The organism is Cellulosilyticum ruminicola JCM 14822 (genome assembly GCF_001311925.1).
Lineage (GTDB): Bacteria > Bacillota > Clostridia > Lachnospirales > Cellulosilyticaceae > Cellulosilyticum > Cellulosilyticum ruminicola.
The window spans coordinates 15,469-39,041 of sequence record NZ_BBCG01000012.1 but is presented as its reverse complement, the minus strand read 5'-3'; the positions used below and the strand labels follow the sequence as shown (position 1 = coordinate 39,041).

The window sequence follows — 23,573 nt, the reverse complement described above, 5'->3', positions numbered from 1 at the left end:
TGAGTGGGGGTCATTTATATGGAATTATTATATACGATGGAATCAAATGTAAAATCTTATTGTAGGTCTTTTCCAGTTGTATTTAAAAAGGCTAAAGGTGCAAGGTTATTTAGTGAAGATGGCAAGGAGTATATTGATTTTTTTGCTGGTGCAGGGGCTTTAAATTATGGACATAATAATGATTATCTTAAGGGAGCAGTCATTAACTATATAATGGAAGATAATATTATGCATGGCTTAGATATGTATACAACAGCTAAGCGAGAATTTATTGAGACATTTACTCAAAAAATTCTTTGGCCTAGAGGGCTAGACTATAAATTACAATTTTGTGGTCCTACAGGTACTAATGCAGTTGAAGCCGCATTAAAGTTAGCGAGAAAAGTAAAGAAGAGAAATGGTGTATTTGCTTTTATGGGAGCTTTTCATGGAATGACAGCAGGAAGTTTAGCTGTAACAAGTAATAGAGATAGTAGATTAGGCGCTGGCGTGCCACTTGAAAATGTGACATTTATGCCACATCCATCTTATGCTATGGCGGGAATTGATACAATTAAATACATAGATGATGTTTTGACAGATGATCATTCAGGTATTGAGAAACCTGCTGCAATTATATTTGAAACAACTCAAGCAGAAGGTGGCATTAATATTACTTCTAACAAATGGATGCAAGATTTAAGTGCCTTATGTAAAAAACATGATATTTTATTGATTTGTGATGATGTACAAGTAGGATGTGGTAGAACAGGTTCATTTTTATCTTTCGAGAGAAGTGAAATTATACCGGATATGGTTGTCTTATCAAAATCTATTAGTGGATATGGTATACCTATGTCATTGCTTTTATTAAAACCAGAACTAGATATTTGGAATCCAGGAGAACACAATGGGACATTTAGAGGAAATCAAATGGCCTTTGTAGCAGCAAAAGCTGCAATAGAGTATAGAGAACAGGTTAATTTAGATGAAATGGTATGGGAAAGAGAGAGTTTTATAAAGGAATACTTAGAAAAAGAAATTATGCCACTTCATGAAAAGATTAACGCAAGAGGAATTGGATTAATTTGGGGAGTTGACTTTACATCATTAGGTGGCGGCGCAAAATCTAAAGAAGTCATGAAGAAATGTTTTGAAAAAGGTTTAATTACAGAGCGTGTAGGAAGAGATGATGCAGTGGTTAAATTAATGCCACCATTAAATATAGAAATGGAGTTATTAGAGCAAGGTTGTAATATTTTAAAGGAAGCTATTTCTGAATGTATTGGTTAAGGAAATAGATATATTTATAAGAGATAAAAATAATCACTAAATATATTTAGTGATTAAATTTTTTATTAGTATTGGGTTGTTAACATATTTATAAACTAAATATTATTAGGATTTTTATTTGAATAAACAGAGAAGGAGATACTGATGAAACCCAAATTAGTAATAAAGAAAATATATAGTTTAACACCTATGCAACAGGGGATGTTATTTCATTACTTACTAGACAAAAAAGAACACTCATATTTTGAACAAATTTCAATGGACATAACAGGTAAACTGGATATGAAAATGCTAGAACAAGCATTTAATGGCCTTATTGAAAAGTATGATATATTTCGCACAATATTTAAGATAGATAAAGTAAAAGAGCCTATACAAATCGTTTTAAAAGAACGAAAAGCTACTATTGGCTATGTGGATTTATCAAATTATAGTGAGGCGCAGCAAAAGGAAAAAATTAATATCTTAAAAAAAGAAGATATTGATAGAGGATTTGATTTATCAAAAGATATTTTAATGAGAATGTGTGTTTATAAATTAGGGGAAGAAAAGTATAGCTTAGTTTGGAGTTACCATCATATTTTAATGGATGGATGGTGTCTGGGCATTGTCATGCAAGACATGTTTATAAACTATAAGAATTTACAAGCTCATCAATCAATTGATGTCAATGAGATATATCCATATAGTAGTTATATAGAGTGGATTAAGAAAAAAGATAATACACAGGCATTAAATTATTGGCGAGAATATTTAAGAGGTTATGAAAAGGCCTATAAGCTCCCACAAAATGTTTCAAGTGGTGTAGATGTAAAACGTCATATAGAAGAGTCAGATTTAGTAATTAATCAGCAATTAACAAGCAAGTTAGAAGATATATCTAAAAAGGCAGGTGTTACACTTAATAATTTACTTCAGGGTATATGGGGGATTTTGCTTAAAAATTATTATCATTCAGATGAGGTAGTTTTTGGTGTTGTTGTATCAGGTAGGCCTAGTACATTAGTTGGATCAGAGCAAATGGTTGGATTATTTATTAATACTTTACCAATGTATATTCAATTTAAAAAGAATGAAACATTTATTGAAATGATTAAAAGAGTACAAAGCATACAAACTGAAATTATAGAATATAGCTATTTGCCTTTAGCAGATATTCAAGCACAGTCTATGCTAAACAGTGAATTATTTGATCATATCATGGTAGTTGAAAATTATCCAATTGAAGAAGGCATAAAAAATCTAAGTAAGTATCAAAAATTAGGTTTAACCATTGATAATATGGAATTTTTTGAAGAAACGACATATGATTTTAACTTAGTAGTTTATCCGAGCGATACAATTACCGTTAGATTAAGTTATAATGATAAATTATTTGATGAAGATTTTATTGCACGTTTAAAACTACACTTTGAAAATATCGTAAAACAAATTGTCAAAAATCCCAATAGCATAGCTGATAATATAGAGGCTATAACAGAAGAGGAAAAGCAACAAATATTAAATACTTTTAATGCAACACAGTTAAAGTATAACAAAGAAGCTTTAATTCAACAACTAATTGAAGCGCAAGTGCTACAAACGCCAGATGTGATTGCTTTAAAATTTAATGAACAAACACTTACTTATAAGGAATTGAATGCTAAGGCAAATCATTTAGCACATTATTTAAGAAGTCAAGGCATTAAAGAGAATTGCCTTGTAGCAATTATGTTAGAACGTTCAGTTAACTTAATTGTTGGGATTTTAGCAGTGCTTAAAGCGGGTGGAGCGTATGTGCCTATTGATGTAGAGTATCCTAAGGAACGTAAAGCCTATATGTTACAAGATAGTCAGGCAAAAATATTACTAATGGATAGTAGTAGTATAAATGAAGATTTATTTGAAGGTATAACTTTAAATATTGATTTATTAGAAAATGATAAAAGTTGTCATGATGAGACAAATAATGAAAATTTAGAGCCTATTAATAAACCAGAAGATATGAGTTACATTATTTATACCTCTGGTTCAACAGGAAAACCTAAAGGTGTAGCTTTGACACATCAATCAGTTAATAACTTAATCCAAGCACTAACGCAGCAAATAGATTTAAGGGACATTGATACGATTGTAAGTGTAACAACAGTATCTTTTGATATGTTTGTAACAGAAAGTCTTTTTGCATTATCAAAAGGTGTCACAATTGTTTTAGCAGATAGTGAGCAACAAAGAGATCCTATTTTGTTGGCTAAGCTTATTCGTGAGAATCAAGTTCAGTTCATTCAAACGACACCTTCTCGTATGCAAATCTTATTAAGTGATACAGAAAGTGCAAAATGCCTATCGCTTATTAAAGCAGTTTTATTAGGAGGAGAAGTATTTCCAGAACGCATACAAACACAGCTCAATGCATTAAGTGATGCAAGAATATATAATTGTTATGGACCAACTGAAACAACAGTTTTCTCTACTATTAAAGAGTTAAAAGGTTTGGAAAAAATAACAATTGGTAAACCAATTGCTAACACAAGAACATATATTTTAGATGAAATGAATCGTATGCAACCAATAGGCATAGCAGGTGAACTATGTATAGCAGGTGATGGATTAGCAAAAGGCTATTTAAATAGACAGCAGTTAACGAATGAGAAGTTTGTAAAGGATCCATTTTATAATAAAGAAAGAATGTATAGAACAGGAGATCTTGTAAGATGGTTAGCTAATGGGGACATTGAGTATTTAGGAAGAATAGACCATCAAGTTAAGATTCGGGGATATCGTATAGAGTTAGCAGAGATAGAAGCATTATTAGTTAAAAATGACTGCATAAAAGATGCAGTTGTAGTACCTAAAGAAGATCAAATAGGTAATAAATATTTAGTTGCCTATTTAACAGGTGAAAATGCAATAGATATCAATCAGATTAGAAGTTATTTGTCTAAAGAATTACCAGAATATATGGTACCATCTTTTTATATGCAAATAGAAGCTTTCCCATTAACACCTAGTGGAAAAATAAATCGTAAAGCATTACCAAATCATGAAGAGGCAGGAATTGTAGCAGATACAGCCCGTATCGTATTACCACATAATGAAACAGAAGAAGTGTTATTAAAGTTGTGGCAAGAAGTTTTGGAGATAGAGCATATTAGTGTACTAGATGACTTTTTCTTGATTGGCGGTCACTCATTAAAAGCTACTTTGTTGATGTCAAAAATTAATGCAAGCTTTAATATCCATTTTCCTTTAAAAGAAATATTTGTAAATCCTACCATTAGAAAAATGGCAAATTATATTGCTAATATTCAAGACAATAATCATGAAACAATCCCATCAGTTCCAAAGGCAAATTATTATGAGGCATCTGCTGCACAAGAAAGGCTTTATATATTAAATAGTATTGAAGAAGGTAGTTCGGCTTATAATATGCCAGGTGCATTTTGGATAAAAGGTAAAATTGATCAGGATAAATTTAGAAAAGCAATTCAAGTATTATTTGATAGGCATGAGGCTTTAAGAACTTATTTTGAATATATTAATGGTAAGCTTAAACAAAAGATAGCAGCACATATAGAGGCTAAAATAGATTATTTAGAAGCAGATGAGTTAAGGGCAGAGCAAATTATTTTAAGTTATATTAAGCCATTTGAGCTTCATAAAACCCCACTAGTACGTATAGCACTTATTCAGGTAAGTGAGGAAAAGAATATTTTACTTATTGATATGCATCATATTATTTCAGATGGTATTTCTATTAATATTTTAATGAAAGACTTTATGGCTGCCTACAATAATAAACTATTATCAGCTATGGGGTTAACATATAAAGATTTTGCAGCTTGGCAAAACAAAAAGTTAAGTGCCAATATGTATGATGAGCAAAAGAAATATTGGTTAAGAAAGTTTGATACAACGATTCCAACATTAAATTTACCAACTGATTTTCCTTTACCAAGACATCAAAGCTTTGAGGGAGATTGTATTGTTGTTAAAGGACATAATGGGTTAAAAGAAGAATTATATCAATTGACTAAGGAAAAAGGCATTACCTTATACATGCTTTTAGTGGCAGCATATAATATTTTATTATATAAATATACTGGTCAAGAAGACATTATTGTAGGAACACCAATTGCAGGACGTCATATTAAAGGTGTTGAAGATATTGTAGGAATATTTGTAAATACATTAGCACTTAGAAATTATCCTGGTGGAGAAAAAAGTTTTAGTGACTTTTTAAAAGAGGTTAAAGAAGAAACCTTAAATGCATATGCAAATCAAGATTATCCTTTTGATCGATTAGTAGATGAAATAGGAGTAAAGAGAGATTTATCAAGAAATCCATTATTTGATGTAGTTTTTACACTCCAAAATATGGATGAGGTGACATTTGCAATAGATAATCTTAAGTTAACACCTATTGAACTTCAAAGTAAATTTGCGAAGTTCTTCTTATCTCTTGAAGTAAAAGAAGATAAAGAAGCTATTTATTTTGAAATGGAATATTGCTCTAAGATATTTAAAAAAGAAACAATTCAGCGTATGCTCAAGCATTATTTACAATTATTAGAGCAAATTGTTAAGGTACCTAACTGCTTAATTAAGGATTTAGAAATTCTTTCATTTGAAGAAAAGAATGAACTTTTATATACATTTAATGATACACAGGCAGTATATCCATATGAAGAAACGATAGGAAGGGTTTTTGAGCAACAAGTAGCATGTACACCTCAAAATATTGCATTATTTATGCAGGGAAAAGAGCTTTCATATCAAATACTTAATGAAAAAGCAAATAGTTTAGCACACATTTTAAGAGAAAAAGGTGTTAAACCAAATGACATCGTAGCAATTATGTTAGACCGTTCTATGGAAATGATTATTTCAGCTTTAGCAGTATTAAAAGCTGGAGGAGCCTATTTACCAATTGAACCATTATATCCTTCAGATAGAATTAACTATATGTTAGAAAATAGTCAGGCAAAGGTTTTAATTACACAGGGCGAATTAATGAAGGATATTGTCTATAAGGGCATTGTATTAGAGGCATGTGATGAAACACTGTATGATAAGAATACAGATAATTTAGTAAATGTGAATAAGCCATCTGATTTAGCTTATATTATTTATACTTCTGGAACGACAGGTAAGCCTAAGGGTGTAATGATTGAACATCACAACTTAATCAGATTATTATTTAATGACAAGATGCAATTTGATTTTAGTGAACATGATGTATGGACAATGTTCCACTCATTTTGTTTTGACTTTTCTGTATGGGAAATGTATGGGGCTTTACTTTATGGTGGCAAGCTTGTTTTAGTGCCTAGAATTGTAGCACAAGATACTAGGGCATTTTTAAAGCTATTAGCTAAGCAACAAGTAACTGTACTTAATCAGACACCGACCGCTTTTTATAATTTAATAGAGCAGAGCTTAGCTTCACAAACAGATCATTTAAATTTAAGATATGTTATTTTTGGTGGAGAGGCATTAAAACCTGTTTTACTAAGTGAATGGGCAAAAAAATATCAACAAACCAAGCTCATTAATATGTATGGTATTACAGAAACAACTGTACACGTTACCTATAAAGAAATTACAATAGAAGATATACAGCTTAATATATCTAATATTGGACGATCTATTCCAACATTATCAACTTATGTTATGGATCAAAATATGAAACTTGTACCAATAGGTGTACCTGGAGAATTATGTGTAGGGGGAGATGGTGTTGGTAGAGGTTATATGAATAATCCAACATTAACAGCTCAAAAATTTGTTCAAAATCCATATAAGCAGTATGAGCGAATGTATCGTTCAGGAGACTTAGTTAGACTTTTACCAAATGGCGAAATGGAATACTTGGGCCGTATTGACCACCAAGTTAAAATAAGAGGATTTAGAATTGAGTTAGGTGAAATAGAAGGTGCACTTTTAAAATTACCAACCATTAAAGAAGCTGTCGTAATTGCAAAAGATGATAAACAAGGTGAAAAATATTTATGTGCTTATGTAATTAGTGAGAGTCCTTTAGTCATTGCCGCATTAAGAGAAGCATTAATTAAGGATTTACCTGAATATATGATTCCAGCTTATTTCATTGCCTTAGATAAGATGCCTATGACCTCAAATGGCAAAGTAGATAGAAAGAAGCTTCCAGAACCTAATCTAGCATTATATAACAATGAATCTTATGTGGCACCTACTAATGAAATAGAGGAGAAATTAGTAAGTATTTGGGAAGAAATTTTAGGAAAAGACAAGGTAGGTATATTAGATAATTTCTTTGAAATAGGTGGACATTCATTAAAGGCGACTATGATGATTGCCGCAATTAATAGTAAATTGAACAAAGAAGTTACTTTGAAAGAAGTCTTTCAAAAGTCCTACTATTCAGGGCTTAGCACAAATTATTCAAGGCACACAAGCACAGTGTGACAATATTGAAAAAGCATTAGAAAGGCCATATTATGATGTTTCATTTGCTCAAAATAGAATGTATATGTTAAATCAAATGGAGCCAGAAAGTACAAATTATAATATGCCGGGCGCCTTAATTATAGAAGGCGAATTAGATGAGTCAAAGATTACCCATGCATTTGAAGCTGTCATTGAAAGAAACGAAATATTAAGGACAAGCTTTGAAATAGTAGATGGCAAGATTATGCAGAAGGTAAATCCTGAAGTATCTTTTAAAGTAGAAATTCAAAAGGGGAATACAGATGATATTACCACGTATATGAAGGAGTTTATTAAACCTTTTGATTTATCTCAAGCACCATTATTGAGAGTGCAATTAATTCAATTAGCACCTAATAAGAGCATATTATGCTATGACATGCATCATATTATTTCAGATGGTATTTCTACTAAGCTATTTATTGAACAATTTATCAAGTATTATAAGAATGAAATATTGCCACAGCCTAAAATACAATACAAAGATTATGCAATGTGGCAAGTAAGTGAGCAATATCATTTAAAATTAGAACAACAAGAACGTTACTGGTTGGAACAGTTTAAAGATGATATTCCTATTTTGAGTTTTCCTACAGATTATCCTAGAAAGGTTGTAAGACAATTTGAAGGGAAAACAGTTTATCATAAATTAAATCAAGAAGTGGTAAATAGCTTAAAACAGTTACAAGAAGCAACAGGTGCGACTTATTATATGATTCTACTAGCAACCTATAATATTTTATTATATAAATATACAGGTCAAGAATCATTTGTTATTGGCTCACCTATAGCAGGGCGTAATCATAAAGATGTACAAGACATAATGGGTATGTTTGTCAATACATTAGCACTTAAGAATCAAGTGACATATCAAATGACTTTTAGAAATTTCTTGAAAGACGTTGTACAAAATACATTAGAAGCATTCGAACATCAAGACTATCCTTTAGAATATCTTATTGAAAAGTTAGGTTTAAATAAGGAGCTAAGCCATAATCCATTATTTGATACAATGTTTGTCATGCAAAATATAGATGATGCAGTAATTGATTTAGAAGGCCTTAAAGTTAGGGAATATAAATTTGATGATACGGTTTCTAAATTTGATATAACATTACAAGTGTTAGAAACGCAGCAAGATATAACTTTAGGTATACAATACTGTACTGGTCTTTTCAAAGAAGAAACAATTCAAAAGATGTTAAGTCATTATGAAGTCTTATTGAAACAACTATTGAATAATCCAGACCAAACTTTAGACAAGTATTCAATGATGACAGAAGAAGAGCAAGTAGAGATTTTACAAACGTTTAGTCAATCAAGTCAAATGATAGGTTCACAAGAAACAATACATAGAATTTTTGAACAACAAGTGCAGAAACAACCTCATGCGATTGCATTAATTAATGATGGAAATCACGTAACTTATGAAGCCCTTAATAAAAAAGCCAATCAAATTGCCCATAGTCTCATAAAAGAGGGAATTCAACCTAAAGAAGTTGTAGGGGTAATGTTAGAAACTTCTATAGAATTGGTCGCAACATTCCTAGGTATTTTAAAAGCAGGTGGAGCTTATTTACCGATAGACCCTACATATCCATTAAACAGAATAGAATATATATTAGAAAATAGTGGTGTACAGTTACTTATTACGAATAGCACAACAAATCAGATAGATTGTTATACAGGTAAGAGGATTAACGTATCTGATGCCTCTTTACTAAGTGATAATTATGAAACTTAGAGCGTAATATTTCAGATACAACACTGGCATACGTTATTTATACCTCTGGTTCAACTGGAAGACCTAAAGGTGTAATGATTGAGCATAGAAGTGTAGTAAATTATATTCAAAGTAGAAACAAGCAATATAATATCAGCGAGGAAGAGAGATGTTTACAACTTATCTCACCTTCATTTGATGGATTTGGTGCTAATTTATATTCGAGTTTACTATCTGGTGGCAGCCTTGTTTTATTAAATGAAGAAAAGAGAAAAAGTTATCATCTTATACCAGATATTATTAAAAGACATAAAGTGACACAGATGAGTCTAGTACCAAGCATGTATAAGATGATTTTAGAAAATGCAACAGTAGAAGACTTAGAAAGTGTTAAAAAAGTTATATTAGCAGCAGAAAAAGCTGATGCACAGCTATTAAAAGAAAGCAAAAGATTAAATAAAGATATTGTATTAATTAATGAATATGGACCAACAGAAAATACAATAGGAACAACTTATCATATAGGAATGCGCTCAGAAGAGATTGCTAATATAGGAAGGCCATTTGCCAATATTAAAATTTATATATTAGACCAACATCAAAAATTAGTACCAACAGGTGTACCTGGAGAAATATATATTGGTGGAGATGGTTTAGCAAGAGGTTATTATAATGCAGAAGAATTGACAGCGGAGAAATTTATTGTATTAGAAGATTTTGAGGAACGTCTATATAGAACGGGTGATTTAGCAAGTTGGTCAGAGAATGGAGAGCTATTATATAGAGGCAGAATAGATGAACAAATTAAGATAAGAGGATACAGAGTAGAATTAGGCGAAATAGAAAGCTGTATACAGACATATAAGGATATTCAAGATACCATAGTTAGTGCATATAGAGATAAAGAGGGTCAGACTTATTTATGTGCTTATTATACGGCGAAAGAGACAATAGAAATAAAGGAAATTAAAGCATTTTTAGCCAATACACTACCTGACTATATGGTGCCTACATGCTTTATGCAATTAGAAGCGTTTCCTAAATTACCAAATGGTAAGGTAGATAAGAAAGCATTACCTTTACCTAAAATGAATCATTATGAGCATAGTGAATATGAAGCACCTAGTGATGAAATAGAAGAAAAATTAGTAACAATATGGCAAGAGTTATTAGAGGCTCAAAAAATTAGTGTATTAGATTCATTCTTTAATTTAGGTGGACAATCACTTAAAGCCACAGTATTAATCTCTAAAATTTATAAAGTATTTGGTATAGAAATACCACTTAAAGAAATTTTTAAACATACAACAGTAAAAGCACAAGCTCAATATATTAGAGCTAGTTATAAAACAGAGTATGCGCCAATAGTTAAGGTCAAACAGCAGCCTTATTATCCACTTTCTAGTACACAAAAAAGGTTATATGTTGTACATCAATTAGCTAATGAAAAAACACTATATAATACCCCAGTAATGCTTGAAATTAAGGGACAGATGGATGCTCAAAAAATAGAAGATATCTTTAATAAATTAATTCAAAGACATGAAATCTTTAGAACACAATTTATAAGAATTAATGATGAAATAGTACAAGAGATTTTAAAGGAAGTAGTATTTAAGGTAGAGAAGATTGAATTTAAAGAGCGTATTGAAGAAAGTATTGATCAGTTTGTTAGACCATTCATCTTAGACAAAGCACCTTTAATACGTGTAGGTTTAGTAACAATGAATGAGATGCACCATATGTTATTAATTGACATGCATCATATTATTACTGATGGTGTATCAGGACAACTTTTAATTAAAGAGTTTTTAACCCTTTATAAAGGCAATGCATTAAATCCACTTGAAGTACAGTATAAAGATTATGTTTTCTGGCAAAATCAGTTGATGCAATCTGAGAAATTTAAGGAAGAAGAAAACTATTGGTTAGAAGTATTTAAAGGAGAGTTACCAGTTCTTAATTTACAAACAGACTATGCGAGACCACAGATTCAAAGTTTCGAAGGAAATAGCATAGAATTTAAACTTTCACCAGAGTTAACAAGAAGTTTAAAAGCCTTAGCACGTGATACAGAATGTACGTTATATATGTTACTTTTAGCAGCCTATAATGTATTACTATATAAGTATACAAATCAAGAAGACTTCATTATAGGAACACCAATAGCTGGAAGAACTCATGTAGATAGCCAAGAAATGTTAGGTGTATTTGTAAATACTTTAGCAATGCGTTTTTATCCATCTGGAAGTAAGTCATTTAAAACATTCTTAGAAGAAGTTAAGAAAATGACTTTAGAGGCATATGCACATCAAGACTATCAATTAGAAGATTTAATTGATAAGTTACAAGTTCAAAGAGACTTAGGTCGTAATCCTTTATTTGATACATTATTTACAGTGCAAAATATTTCAGCAGATAATCAGTTTATCGTGGAGAACCAAGAATTCAATATAGTGGATATGCTAGCAACAACTTCTAAATTTGATTTAAATTTAACTGTAACAGAAGAAGAAACATTGGTTGTAACGATTGAATATTGTACTAAGCTCTTTAAAAAGGAAAGTATTAAGAGACTCTATAGACACTTTGTAAATATATTAAACAGCATTGTGATAGATAAAGAAGTTTCACTAGATAATATTACAATGCTTAGTACACAAGAAGAAAATCAAATTGTATATGAATTTAATGATACAAAAACATCATATGAAAGTGAAAAGGGGCTTATAGAAGTCTTTGAGGAGCAGGTTTTAAGGACACCACAAAGTATAGCACTTGTATATAATAATGAATCACTCACGTATGAAACATTAGCCCAAAAAGTGGATCAACTTGCGCGTATACTTAGTCAATATGATATTCAAAAAGATGAATTAATTGGTTTAATGGTGCCACGTAGTATAGAAATGATTATTGGTATGTTAGCTATTTTAAAAGTTGGTGGTGCTTATTTACCAATAGATTATAAATACCCGGCAGAACGTATTAATTATATGTTAAAGGATAGTCATGCACGTATTCTTCTAAGTAATGATGCGTTAGAATCTGATATTCAATTTGAAGGCATAACATTACCTTTAAAATTAGAAAAGATACAAGAAATGCCACAGTCATTGCGTACGAATTTAAGTGTTAATGCTGGAAATGATTTAGCTTATATTATGTATACTTCTGGCTCTACAGGGAAGCCAAAAGGTGTTATGGTGACGCAAAAAAATGTTATGCGCCTTGTAAAAAATACAAATTATATAAAATTTGAGCCAGGGTCAAGTATATTACAAACAGGAGCCATTGTCTTTGATGCATCAACATTTGAAGTATGGGGAGCATTACTTAATGGTTTAACCCTCTATTTAGTAGATGAGGCTGTATTATTAAATGCCAAGCGTTTAGAACAAGCTATTAGGATGTATAAGATTAATATTTTATGGCTTACTTCACCATTATTTAATCAACTCGTGCAGCAGAATGCTAGAATGTTTGAAACATTAGATTATTTATTGGTAGGAGGAGATGTCTTATCCTATAAACATATTAGTGCAGTACGTGAAGCATGCCCAGGTGTACAGATTATTAATGGCTATGGCCCAACAGAAAATACTACTTTTTCTACATGTTATCCAATTAATCATCTAGATGCTCAAAGTATACCAATAGGAAAACCAATAAGTAATTCAATGGCATATGTTGTAAACCACTTAGGTGCATTACAGGCTATAGGTATTCCTGGAGAATTATGGGTAGGTGGAGATGGCGTTGCTAGAGGCTATCTTAATCAAGCAGATTTAACAAAGGAAAAATTTGTTGAAAATCCATTTGGTTTAGGCAAGCTTTATAAAACAGGAGATTTAGTTAAGTGGGATACAGAGGGAAATTTAATTTTCTTAGGACGTATTGATAATCAAGTTAAGATAAGAGGATTTAGAATAGAAATTGGTGAAATTGAAAGAGCACTTTTAGCAATAGCCTATATTCAAGAGGCAGTAATTAAAGTAATTGGAAATAGCAGCTCTGAAAAATATTTATGTGCGTATATTGTAAGTAATGAAACAATAGATATAAGTAAATTAAGAACTTGTCTTTTAGAAAAATTACCAGAATATATGTTACCAACACAATATATTCAGCTTCCAGCATTGCCACTTAATCAAAATGGTAAGGTTGATCAGAGTTTATTACCACAACCATCAGATGAAGTAGTCATACAGAAAAATCATATCTCACCAAGTAATGAAATTGAGGAGAAGTTGGTTGAAATTTGGCAAGAACTTTTAGGTATTATGCCTATAGGTGTTGAAGACAATTTCTTTGAATTAGGCGGTCACTCATTAAAAGCAACTACCTTAATGGCACAAGTACAAAGGGCATTTAATGTTGAAATTACATTACAACAAATCTTTAAAACACCAACAATTAGACAACTTGCAAAGGTGATAGCAGTAAGTTATAAGAAGGGATATACACCAATTGAAGCAGCAGAAAAGCAAGAATATTATCCAGTATCGTCTGCTCAAAAACGTATGTATATTTTAAGAAGTTTAGAAGATGAGGACAACATTAATTATAATATTCCAGGTATCCTTTTAATAGAAGGAAATCTTGATGTTCAAAGGGTTGAAGAAATCTTTAAAGAGTTAGTTAATAGACATGAAATACTAAGGACTTCTTTTGAAGTGATTGATGGACAAGTTTATCAAAAAGTAAATGAGTCAGTTACAGTAAAAGTAGAGTATACTGCTGCAAATGACTTATCTATAGAAGAAGTCGTAAAATCTAGTATTTATCCATTTAAATTAGAAGAGGCACCACTTATACGTGTTAAGCTTATAAAATTAGATGTACAAAAACATCTTTTAGTATATGATATGCATCATATTATATCAGATGGTGTTTCATTAGGGATTATTGCGAGAGAGTTTACAAAGCTCTACAATAATGAGACGCTTGAGACAATTAAGCTGCATTATAAGGACTATGCGGTATGGCAAAATAAGATGATTAACTCAGAAATGATGAAAGAACAAGAAACTTATTGGCTCAATCAATTTGCAGGGGAATTACCTGTTTTAAATCTGAAAACAGATTATAATAGACCTTCTATACAAAGCACAGAAGGTAAAACCTTTAGAGTAGAAGTAGATGAAGAGACGACTATAAAGCTCAAACAGCTTGCTCAGGAGACTGGTGCAACATTATATATGCTTTTATTAGCAGCTTATAATGTACTGATTTATAAATATACAGGACAAGAAGATATTATTATTGGTTCACCAATAGCAGGTAGATCACAAGCAGATTTAGAGCAAATGGTAGGTATGTTTGTCAATACATTAGCCATGAGAAGCTTCCCTGAAGGTAAGAAAACGTTTATTGAGTTTTTAATGGAAGTGAAAGAAAACGCACTTATGGCATATGCACATCAAGATTATCAATTTGAAGAATTAATTGATAAGTTAAATTTAAAACGTGATATGAGTAGAAATCCATTATTTGATTGTATGTTTTCACTTCAAAATATGGCAGAGGATATTCCAAGCCAAATGGGCGATGTTGCTATTACGCCAATTAGTTTTGACTTAAATCAAGCAAAATTTGATTTAAGTATAGATGCAAATGAAATAGGAACTAAAATTGAATTCTTATTCCAGTATTGCACAAAGCTTTTTAAAGAAGAGACAATTTATCGTATGGCAAATCATTATAATAATATCTTGAAATCAATTGCAGAAAATAGTCATACAATGATTGCAGAAATTCAGATGCTATCACAAGTAGAACAAAAACAAGTATTAGTAGATTTTAACTTAACACAAATACAAAATAGACGTACATTACTTGCACATGAATTAGTCAAAAAACAAGCTATAGTCACACCTGACAAAGTAGCTGTAATTTCTGAAAGTCAGACACTTACCTATAAAGAATTAGATGAAAAAGCAGAAATAATTGCTTCATGGTTAACCTATTCTGGTATAAAAGCAGAAGATGTAGTAGGTATTCTAGTAGAACGTTCAACGAATATGATTGCCAGCTTATTGGCAGTTCTTAAAGTAGGTGCAACCTATTTACCAATTGACCCAGATTATCCTTTACAACGCATTGCATATATGATAAGTGATAGTAACTGTAAATTGGTACTGACGCAAAAGCAACTTAAAAATAAGATGAATCAAGAGATAAAATCTCTTTATGTGGACGAATTAAAAACAGGTTGCAGAACGCATTACAATGCACATATTGAGGTTTTACCAGAACAAGCCGCATATATTATTTATACATCAGGTTCCACAGGTAAACCTAAGGGTGTTGTAGTAGAACATCGTAATTTGCTCTTTTACATCAATGCCTTTTTAAATGAATTTATGATAAATGCAGAAGACAGAATGTTACAACAAGCTTCATTTTGTTTTGATGCATTTGTAGAAGAAGTTTATCCTGCATTAGTAAGTGGCGCAAGTATCGTTATACCAACAAAAGAAGCTATTAAAGATATTACACAATTAATGAAATTTATAGCACATTACAAGGTAAGTATGATCAGTTGTTCACCACTATTGCTTAATGAATTTAATAAACAAGGTGGTTGTAAAAGTATTCATACCTATATTAGTGGTGGTGATGTCCTAAAATATCATTATATTGACAACTTGTTAAAACATGCAGTTGTTTATAATACTTATGGTCCTACAGAATCAACAGTTTGTGTAACTTATCATAGATGTCATTTACAAGATGCTGTCAATATACCAATTGGTAAACCTATTGCAGATACAGAAGTCTATATATTAGATAGAAATAAGCAATTATGTGCAATTGGTGTGCCAGGACAAATTTGTGTAGCTGGCAAAGGTGTAACGAGAGGTTATATTCATGCATTAGAATTAACACAAGAAAAATATCAATCAAACCATCTTATAACAAATCGTAAGGGGTATGAAAGAATTTATTATACAGGCGATTTGGGAAGATGGTTACCAGATGGTAATATTGAATTTTTAGGTCGTATGGATGAACAAGTAAAAATAAGAGGGTATAGAATTGAACTTGGTGAAATCGAGAAACGACTCATGGAAATTAAGGGTATAGAACAAAGCGTTGTCATACCTGTAAATGAAGATACATTATGTGCGTATATTGTCATGAATGATATGTTAAAGGTATCAGATATTAAAAAGCAACTAGCTGAAAATTTACCAGATTATATGATTCCTTCAGCTTATGTAAAATTAGATGAAATTCCTAGCAATAGCAATGGAAAAGTGGATAAGAAAGCTTTACCTAACTTGTTAGCAGATCATTATATAGGGCAAGAATATATTGCACCTGAAAATGAAATAGAAGAAAAGCTTGTTGCAATCTGGCAAGAAGTACTGGAGATTCAGCAAATAGGAATACAAGATAATTTCTTTGAAATTGGGGGACATTCATTAAAAGCAACGATATTAGCAAGTAAATTAAGTAAGACTTTTAATATTAAAGTCGCTCTAAGTACTATTTTTACATGTCAAACCATTAAACAATTAGCTGAATATATTCAAGGTGCAAGGAAACAAGCATTTGAAGCAATAACGCCAATTGAAAAACAAGCATACTATCCGGTCTCTTCAGCACAAAAACGATTATATATTATTGAGCATTTAACGGCAGCGAATATGGCTTATCATATACCTTATGCTGTGCAGATTAAAGGAAACTTAAATCAAGAACAATTTGAGTGGGCATTTAAGCAATTAATAGAACGTCATGAGCCTTTAAGAACAAGTTTTGAAACTAAAGAAGGTGTGCCTGTACAAATCATACATGACCAAGTTTCTATACCAATTACAAAAATTAAGGCTAGAAAAGAAGACTTAGCACAAATTACAAAAGAGTTTATGAAGCCATTTGATTTAGCCATAGCACCACTTGTAAGAGTAAGTATGATTGAAATAGAAACAGATGTACATATTTTACTGCTAGATATGCATCATATTATTATAGATGGCTTATCTATAGATATTTTAGTTCAAGAGTGGCTACAACTTTATCAAGGAATCGTATTATCACCACTTGCTATACAATATAAGGATTTTACAGTTTGGCAAAATAGCCAATTTGGTTTAGCACAAATGATGGCGCAAGAAAGATTTTGGTTACAGAACTTAAAAGGCGAATTACCAATTTTAAATTTAGAAGCAGATTTTGAAAGACCACAAGAAAAAACAATGGCAGGTGACAACTTAGAATTTACTTGTGATAAAAAATTAGTAGAAGCCTTGAAAGATTTATCTAAGCAAACAGGTTGTACAACTTATATGCTTTTATTAGCAGCATATAATATATTACTAGCACGTTATAGTGACCAAGAAGATATTATAGTTGGTACACCTATTGCAGGTAGACGTCATGCAGATTTAGGGCAAATGCTAGGTATGTTTGTCAATACATTAGCCATTAGAAATAATTTAGCACCACATAAGACGATAAAGACATTCCTCGAAGAGATAAGACAAAATACAATTAATGCATTTGAAAATCAAGATTATCAATTTGAAGAGTTAGTTAATAAATTAGATATCAAGAGAACATTAGATAGAAATCCAATTTTTGATGTATTCTTCTCTTATGAAAAGGTAACACATCAGTTAGATGAAGACAGTGAGTTACAATTAACAAAGCTTGATTATTTACAAAATGTACTTTCTAAATTCGACCTTACATTACATATTTATGAAGATGATAAGGAGATGGAATTTGCACTTACTTATAGCACACAGCTATTTAAAAAAGAAACAATACAAAAAATGAGTAGACACTTTATAAATATCTTAAGTGCATTAGTAAGTGACATTAACAGACGAATTAAAGACATTGAAATCGTAACAAGTGAAGAAAAACAAATGTTATTAAATCATGCAATGTGTGAGCAGATGAAGTATCCAATAGAAAGAACAATTGCAGATTTATTTGATGAAGAGGTTCAAAAACATCCACATACCATGGCAATAAGTTATAATAATCAGTCATTAACTTATAAGGCACTTCAGTTAAAAGCAAATGCAGTAGCACAGCTCCTTAAAGATGAAGGAATTAAAGTTAATCAAACAGTTGTATTACTTATGCCACGCTCATTAGAAATGATTATTGGTATTTTAGGCATTCTAAAAATAGGTGGCACATATGTACCAATTGACCCAGAGTATCCTAAAGAACGTATTCGCTATATTTTGGAAGATAGTAAGGCAGAGCTATTATTGAAAGTATCAAATGTGGAAAAGGCTACTTTATTAGAAGAATATAAGGTAATGGATATAGATTTAGCGCAATTAAAAGATGTAGAGGATTCATTTAAGGGTGCTCAAGAAGCATTAGCTTATATGATTTATACATCAGGAACTTCAGGTATGCCAAAGGGTGTAATGATTGCGCAAAGTAATGTAGTGAATTTAGTATATGGATTAAATGAACGTATTTATAAACAGTATGATCAAACGCTTAATATTAGCCTTATTTCACCATATGTATTTGATGCCTCAATAAAACAAATTTTTGCAGCATTATTACTAGGACACAGTTTATGTATTGCATCCAATGAGGCAAGATTTGATGGTAAGGAATTGTTAAGATTTTATGTGGAAAATAATATAGATATATCAGATGGTACGCCACTCCATTTGCAACTCATTATGCTAGCAGCACAATCAATAAATGAGCCTATCAAAGTAAAAAGATTTTTAATAGGTGGTGAAGCTTTACCTGTAGGAACGCTTCAGAAATGGTATCAGATGAAGGTATTAAAAGCTAGTAAAATAACAAATGTATATGGACCTACAGAGTGTTGTGATGTCTCTACAACTTATACAGTTGAACCTAATATATTAGAGAAAATGCATCAATTGCCAATTGGTAAAGCCTTACCGAATGTAGAAATCTATATTTTAAGAAATGATCAGCTGGTACCAACTTTATGCCAAGGGGAGATATGTATAGGCGGACTGGGAGTTGGTAAAGGTTATAATCATTTACCTGAAATGACAAAAGAAAGCTTTGTCCCACATCCTTTTAAAGAAGGTGAAAAACTATATCGCACAGGAGACTTGGGAAAATGGGGTGTAGATGGCAATATAAGTTATTTAGGACGTATCGATCATCAAGTAAAAATTAGAGGATATCGTATTGAGTTAAGTGAAATTGAAAAGTGCTTAACAAATATGGGGGAAATTAAAGAAGCAGTTGTAGCGGCTATTGAACAAACAGATAAGGAAAAAGTTTTATGTGCTTATATAGTTAGTGAAACAGCATTAGATATTCAAGAAATAAAAGCATATATTATGCAGTATTTACCAGATTATATGATACCAACATTTTATATTCAAATTCCAAATATACCATTAACCTTAAATGGTAAAACAGATTATAAAGCTTTACCAAAACCAAGTGAAGCAAATAAAATAAGTCGTACATATGTCGCACCGGAAAATGATATTGAAGAAAAATTGGTAATAATTTGGAAAGAACTTCTAGAAACGAGTCAAATAAGCACACAAGATAATTTCTTTGAACTAGGTGGACATTCCTTAAAAGCTACCTTATTAATCAATAAAATACAAGAGGTATTTGATGTAAAATTATCATTAAGAGTAGTATTTAAGGCGCCAACCATACAGCAACTGGCATTAGAAATTATGCATGCACAAAAAGAGGAATATACTGCAGCAGGCCAGGTTCAAAAACAAGCTTATTACCCATTATCTACGATGCAAAAAAGATTATATGTTTTAGAGCAATTTGAAGGCGTTAATACGAACTATCATATACCTATGATTTTTACACTTAAGGGTGAAGTTAATCTTAAGCATCTAGAAGAAAGCTTTAAACAATTAATTGCAAGGCATGAAGCCTTAAGAACGCATTTTGAATTAGTAGAAGGAGAAGTTGTACAAGTCATAGAAGACGAAGTACAATTTGACTTAGTTTATTGGGAAAAATTAGAAGGTACTATTGAAGCCTGTATGAATGACTTTATAAAACCTTTTGAATTAAATAAAGCACCATTATTAAGAGTGGGTGTTATTAGACTTGTAGAAAATGAATATTTATTAATGGTAGATATTCATCATTTAGTAACAGATGGTTTTTCTAATAAAAAATTAATAGAAGAGTTCGGTGCGCTTTATGAAGGTGAAAATTTAAAACCAGTAGGATTACAGTATAAAGATTATGCTGTTTGGGAAAATCAACAGGTTGGACAAAGTGCCTTTAAAGCAGCAGAAGATTATTGGCATGAAATATTTAAAGGAACGCTGCCGGTATTAGATATGCCACTAGATTATGCTAGACCACAAGTACAATCTTTTGAAGGCGATTTGTATAACTTTAGTGTAGATGCAAATCTTACAAAGCAGCTTATGGATTTAGCACAAAAGAATAATAGTACACTTTATATGGTCTTATTAGCGAGTTACTATATATTATTAGCAAAATATACTTTACAAGAAGATTGCATTGTAGGATTACCAGTAGCAGGAAGAAATAGAGCAGAATATAGTGAAACAGTAGGTATGTTTGTTAATACATTAGCACTACGTAACTATCCAACTGGTAATAAGCTGTTTAAGACATTTTTAAATGAAGTGAAAGAAAGTACATTAGGGGCATTAGAGCATCAGAATTATCCAATCGAACTATTGATTGAAAAATTAAATCTATCAAGAGATTTAAGTAGAAATCCATTATTTGATACAGTCTTTACATTACAAAATATTGATAGTCAAAAAGAAATTCAATTATCAGGTATTCAATTAAAGTCATATGAGCATAAACGTAAGGAGTCTAAATTAGACTTTAGTTTAATTGCAACAATGCAAGAAGAAGAAATTCAGTTTGTATTTGAATATTGCACAGCACTTTATAGTGAAACAACAATTAAACGCTTTGCAAAAAGCTATATACAGATTTTAAAAAAGGTTATAGAAAATGAAGACCTAGAAATTTCTAAGATAGATGTGTTACAGGTTGAAGAAAAACACAAATTATTAGAAGAATTTAACCCAATAATCCAAAGTAAAAATAAATATGCTACCTTAACAAGTATGTTTAAAGAAGTAGCTACGAAGTATGCAAATCATGTTGCAGTTAAATACGATAAAGACAAAATAACATATGAAGCATTAGATAAGCAGTCTAATACATTAGCAGCGTATTTGAAGGAACTTGGTATTTGTAAAAATTGTATAGTAGGTATGATAGTAGAAAACTCTATTGAAATGATAGTTGGTTTATTAGCTATTTTAAAAGCCGGTGGTGCATATTTACCTATTGACCCAAGTTATCCATTAGAAAGAAAGCAATATATGTTAAGAGATAGTCACGTAAAAGTATTGCTTACTCAAAAACAATTTAAAGATGAATTATCATTTGAAGGAGAAGTAGTGGATATTGAGCTACCACTTAAAGTGCAACAAAGTAACATACGAGTAGAAGATTCCAATATAGGTGAAGACTTAGCTTATGTTATTTATACCTCTGGTACAACTGGTTTACCAAAAGGTGTTATGGTTACCCATCAAGGCGTTAGTAACTATATTGCATGGCGCATTAGAAATTATGAATTAGGAACAGAAGATACAACATTGCAATTATTATCATATGCATTTGATGGCTTTGGTTCGAATTGCTATGGCAGCTTATTGTCAGGTGGTACATTGATTTTAATGCCACAAGATAAAGTTAAGGATTATAGTTATGTTGTAGAGAGTATTAAGTACTACAAAGTGACACATATGAGTTTAGTGCCATCAATGTATGAAGCAATTTTAGCATGGAGTACCAAAGAAGATATTCAAACATTAAGATGCATTGTATTAGCAGCAGAAAAAGCAAGTGTAAAATTAATTCAAACAAGTAAATGTATCAATCCAAACATTAAACTTGTTAATGAATATGGACCAACTGAAAATAGTATTACAACCACAGCTTATGTGAATTTTGATGAGCAACATGTAGAGAGTATAGGAAAACCAATTGATAATCATCAAGTCTATATATTAGATGCCTATAAGCAGTTAGTGCCATTTAATGTTGCAGGTGAAATTTATGTTAGTGGTATTGGTTTAGCAAAAGGTTATATAGGGCAAGAAGCATTAACACATCAGAAGTTTATCAATAATCCATTTATTCCAGGACAATTAATGTATCGTACAGGAGATAGGGCAAAGTGGTTACCTGATGGTACACTACAATTTTTAGGTAGATTAGACGAGCAAGTGAAGATAAGAGGTTATCGTATAGAATTAAGTGAAATAGAACGACAAATTGCGAATATAGCTGGCGTAAAACAAGTAGTTGTAACAGTTATAGAAACCAATATAGGCGAAAAAGAAATTGTAGCGTATATTGTAGGAGAACAGGTATTACAGAAACAAGAAATCATTAAGCAATTAACACATTATTTACCACAGTATATGATTCCAAGTTATTTTATAAATTTAGAATATATACCACTTAATTCAAATGGAAAGGTTGATTATAAGGCATTAGTTAAACCTTGTGCAAATGATAAGCTAAAGGTAGAATATATACCTCCTGAAAATGCTATAGAGGAAAAACTTGCTGTAATTTGGGAAGAAATATTAGGTATAGAGCAAGTTGGTGTAGAGGATGAATTCTTTGAAATTGGTGGACATTCCTTAAAGGCAACATTGTTAATGGCTAAAATACATCAAATGTTTAACTATAAGATTACATTAGCAGAAATCTTTACACATACAACCATAAGGAAACAAGCTGAATTAATTATAAGAAGTGATAGAAAGGTTCAAGAAACAGAAATTATTCCATTAGCAGAAAAAGCTGAATTCTATCCAATGTCACCTATGCAAAAACGTATGTATATTCTAAGCCAAATGGATAGAGAGAGTACATATTACAATATGCCAAGTGCCTATAAGATTAAGCAATTAGATATAGCACAATTAGAAACAGCATTTACAAAGCTTATTATGCGACATGAGATATTAAGAACTAAATTTTATACAAAAGATAATGCCTTCGTTCAAGAAGTATGTGAAGATGTAGCATTTAAAATGCAAACAGAAGACTTATCAGAGCTAACAAGTAGTACCCTTACAAGGGAGAAGTAGAAGAAATA

General features: G+C 31.1%; 4 protein-coding genes. All 4 read left to right on the top strand.

From position 1 onward, the window contains the following. The first annotated feature begins 18 nt into the window (after window positions 1-18). The 4 genes from ectB to JCM14822_RS06285 all read left to right on the top strand — a co-directional run bounded on the left by ectB (window position 19) and on the right by JCM14822_RS06285 (window position 23,565). Window positions 19-1,272, top strand: a complete 1,254-nt coding sequence (gene ectB / locus JCM14822_RS06300; RefSeq protein WP_054740674.1) for a diaminobutyrate--2-oxoglutarate transaminase — start codon at window positions 19-21, stop codon at window positions 1,270-1,272. Between the two features lie 144 nt (window positions 1,273-1,416). Continuing rightward, the gene (locus JCM14822_RS06295; protein ID WP_054740672.1) at window positions 1,417-7,698 is read left to right on the top strand and encodes a non-ribosomal peptide synthetase; all 6,282 of its coding nucleotides are present in this window, start codon (window positions 1,417-1,419) and stop codon (window positions 7,696-7,698) included. Then, window positions 7,652-9,463 (top strand): condensation domain-containing protein, encoded by a 1,812-nt coding sequence (locus JCM14822_RS06290; RefSeq protein ID WP_306307302.1) that lies wholly within the window; start codon window positions 7,652-7,654, stop codon window positions 9,461-9,463. Before JCM14822_RS06295 ends, JCM14822_RS06290 begins: the two co-directional genes overlap by 47 nt. An 8-nt stretch (window positions 9,464-9,471) precedes the next feature. Beyond that, window positions 9,472-23,565: a non-ribosomal peptide synthetase gene (locus tag JCM14822_RS06285; RefSeq protein ID WP_278287184.1), complete on the top strand. Its 14,094-nt coding sequence runs from the start codon at window positions 9,472-9,474 to the stop codon at window positions 23,563-23,565. Window positions 23,566-23,573 lie beyond the last annotated feature (8 nt).

What these genes read in the sequence shown, in the direction of transcription:
- ectB (WP_054740674.1), top strand. Translation starts at nt 19, where the DNA reads ATGGAATTATTATATACGATGGAATCAAATGTAAAATCTTATTGTAGG.
- JCM14822_RS06295 (WP_054740672.1), top strand. Translation starts at nt 1,417, where the DNA reads ATGAAACCCAAATTAGTAATAAAGAAAATATATAGTTTAACACCTATG.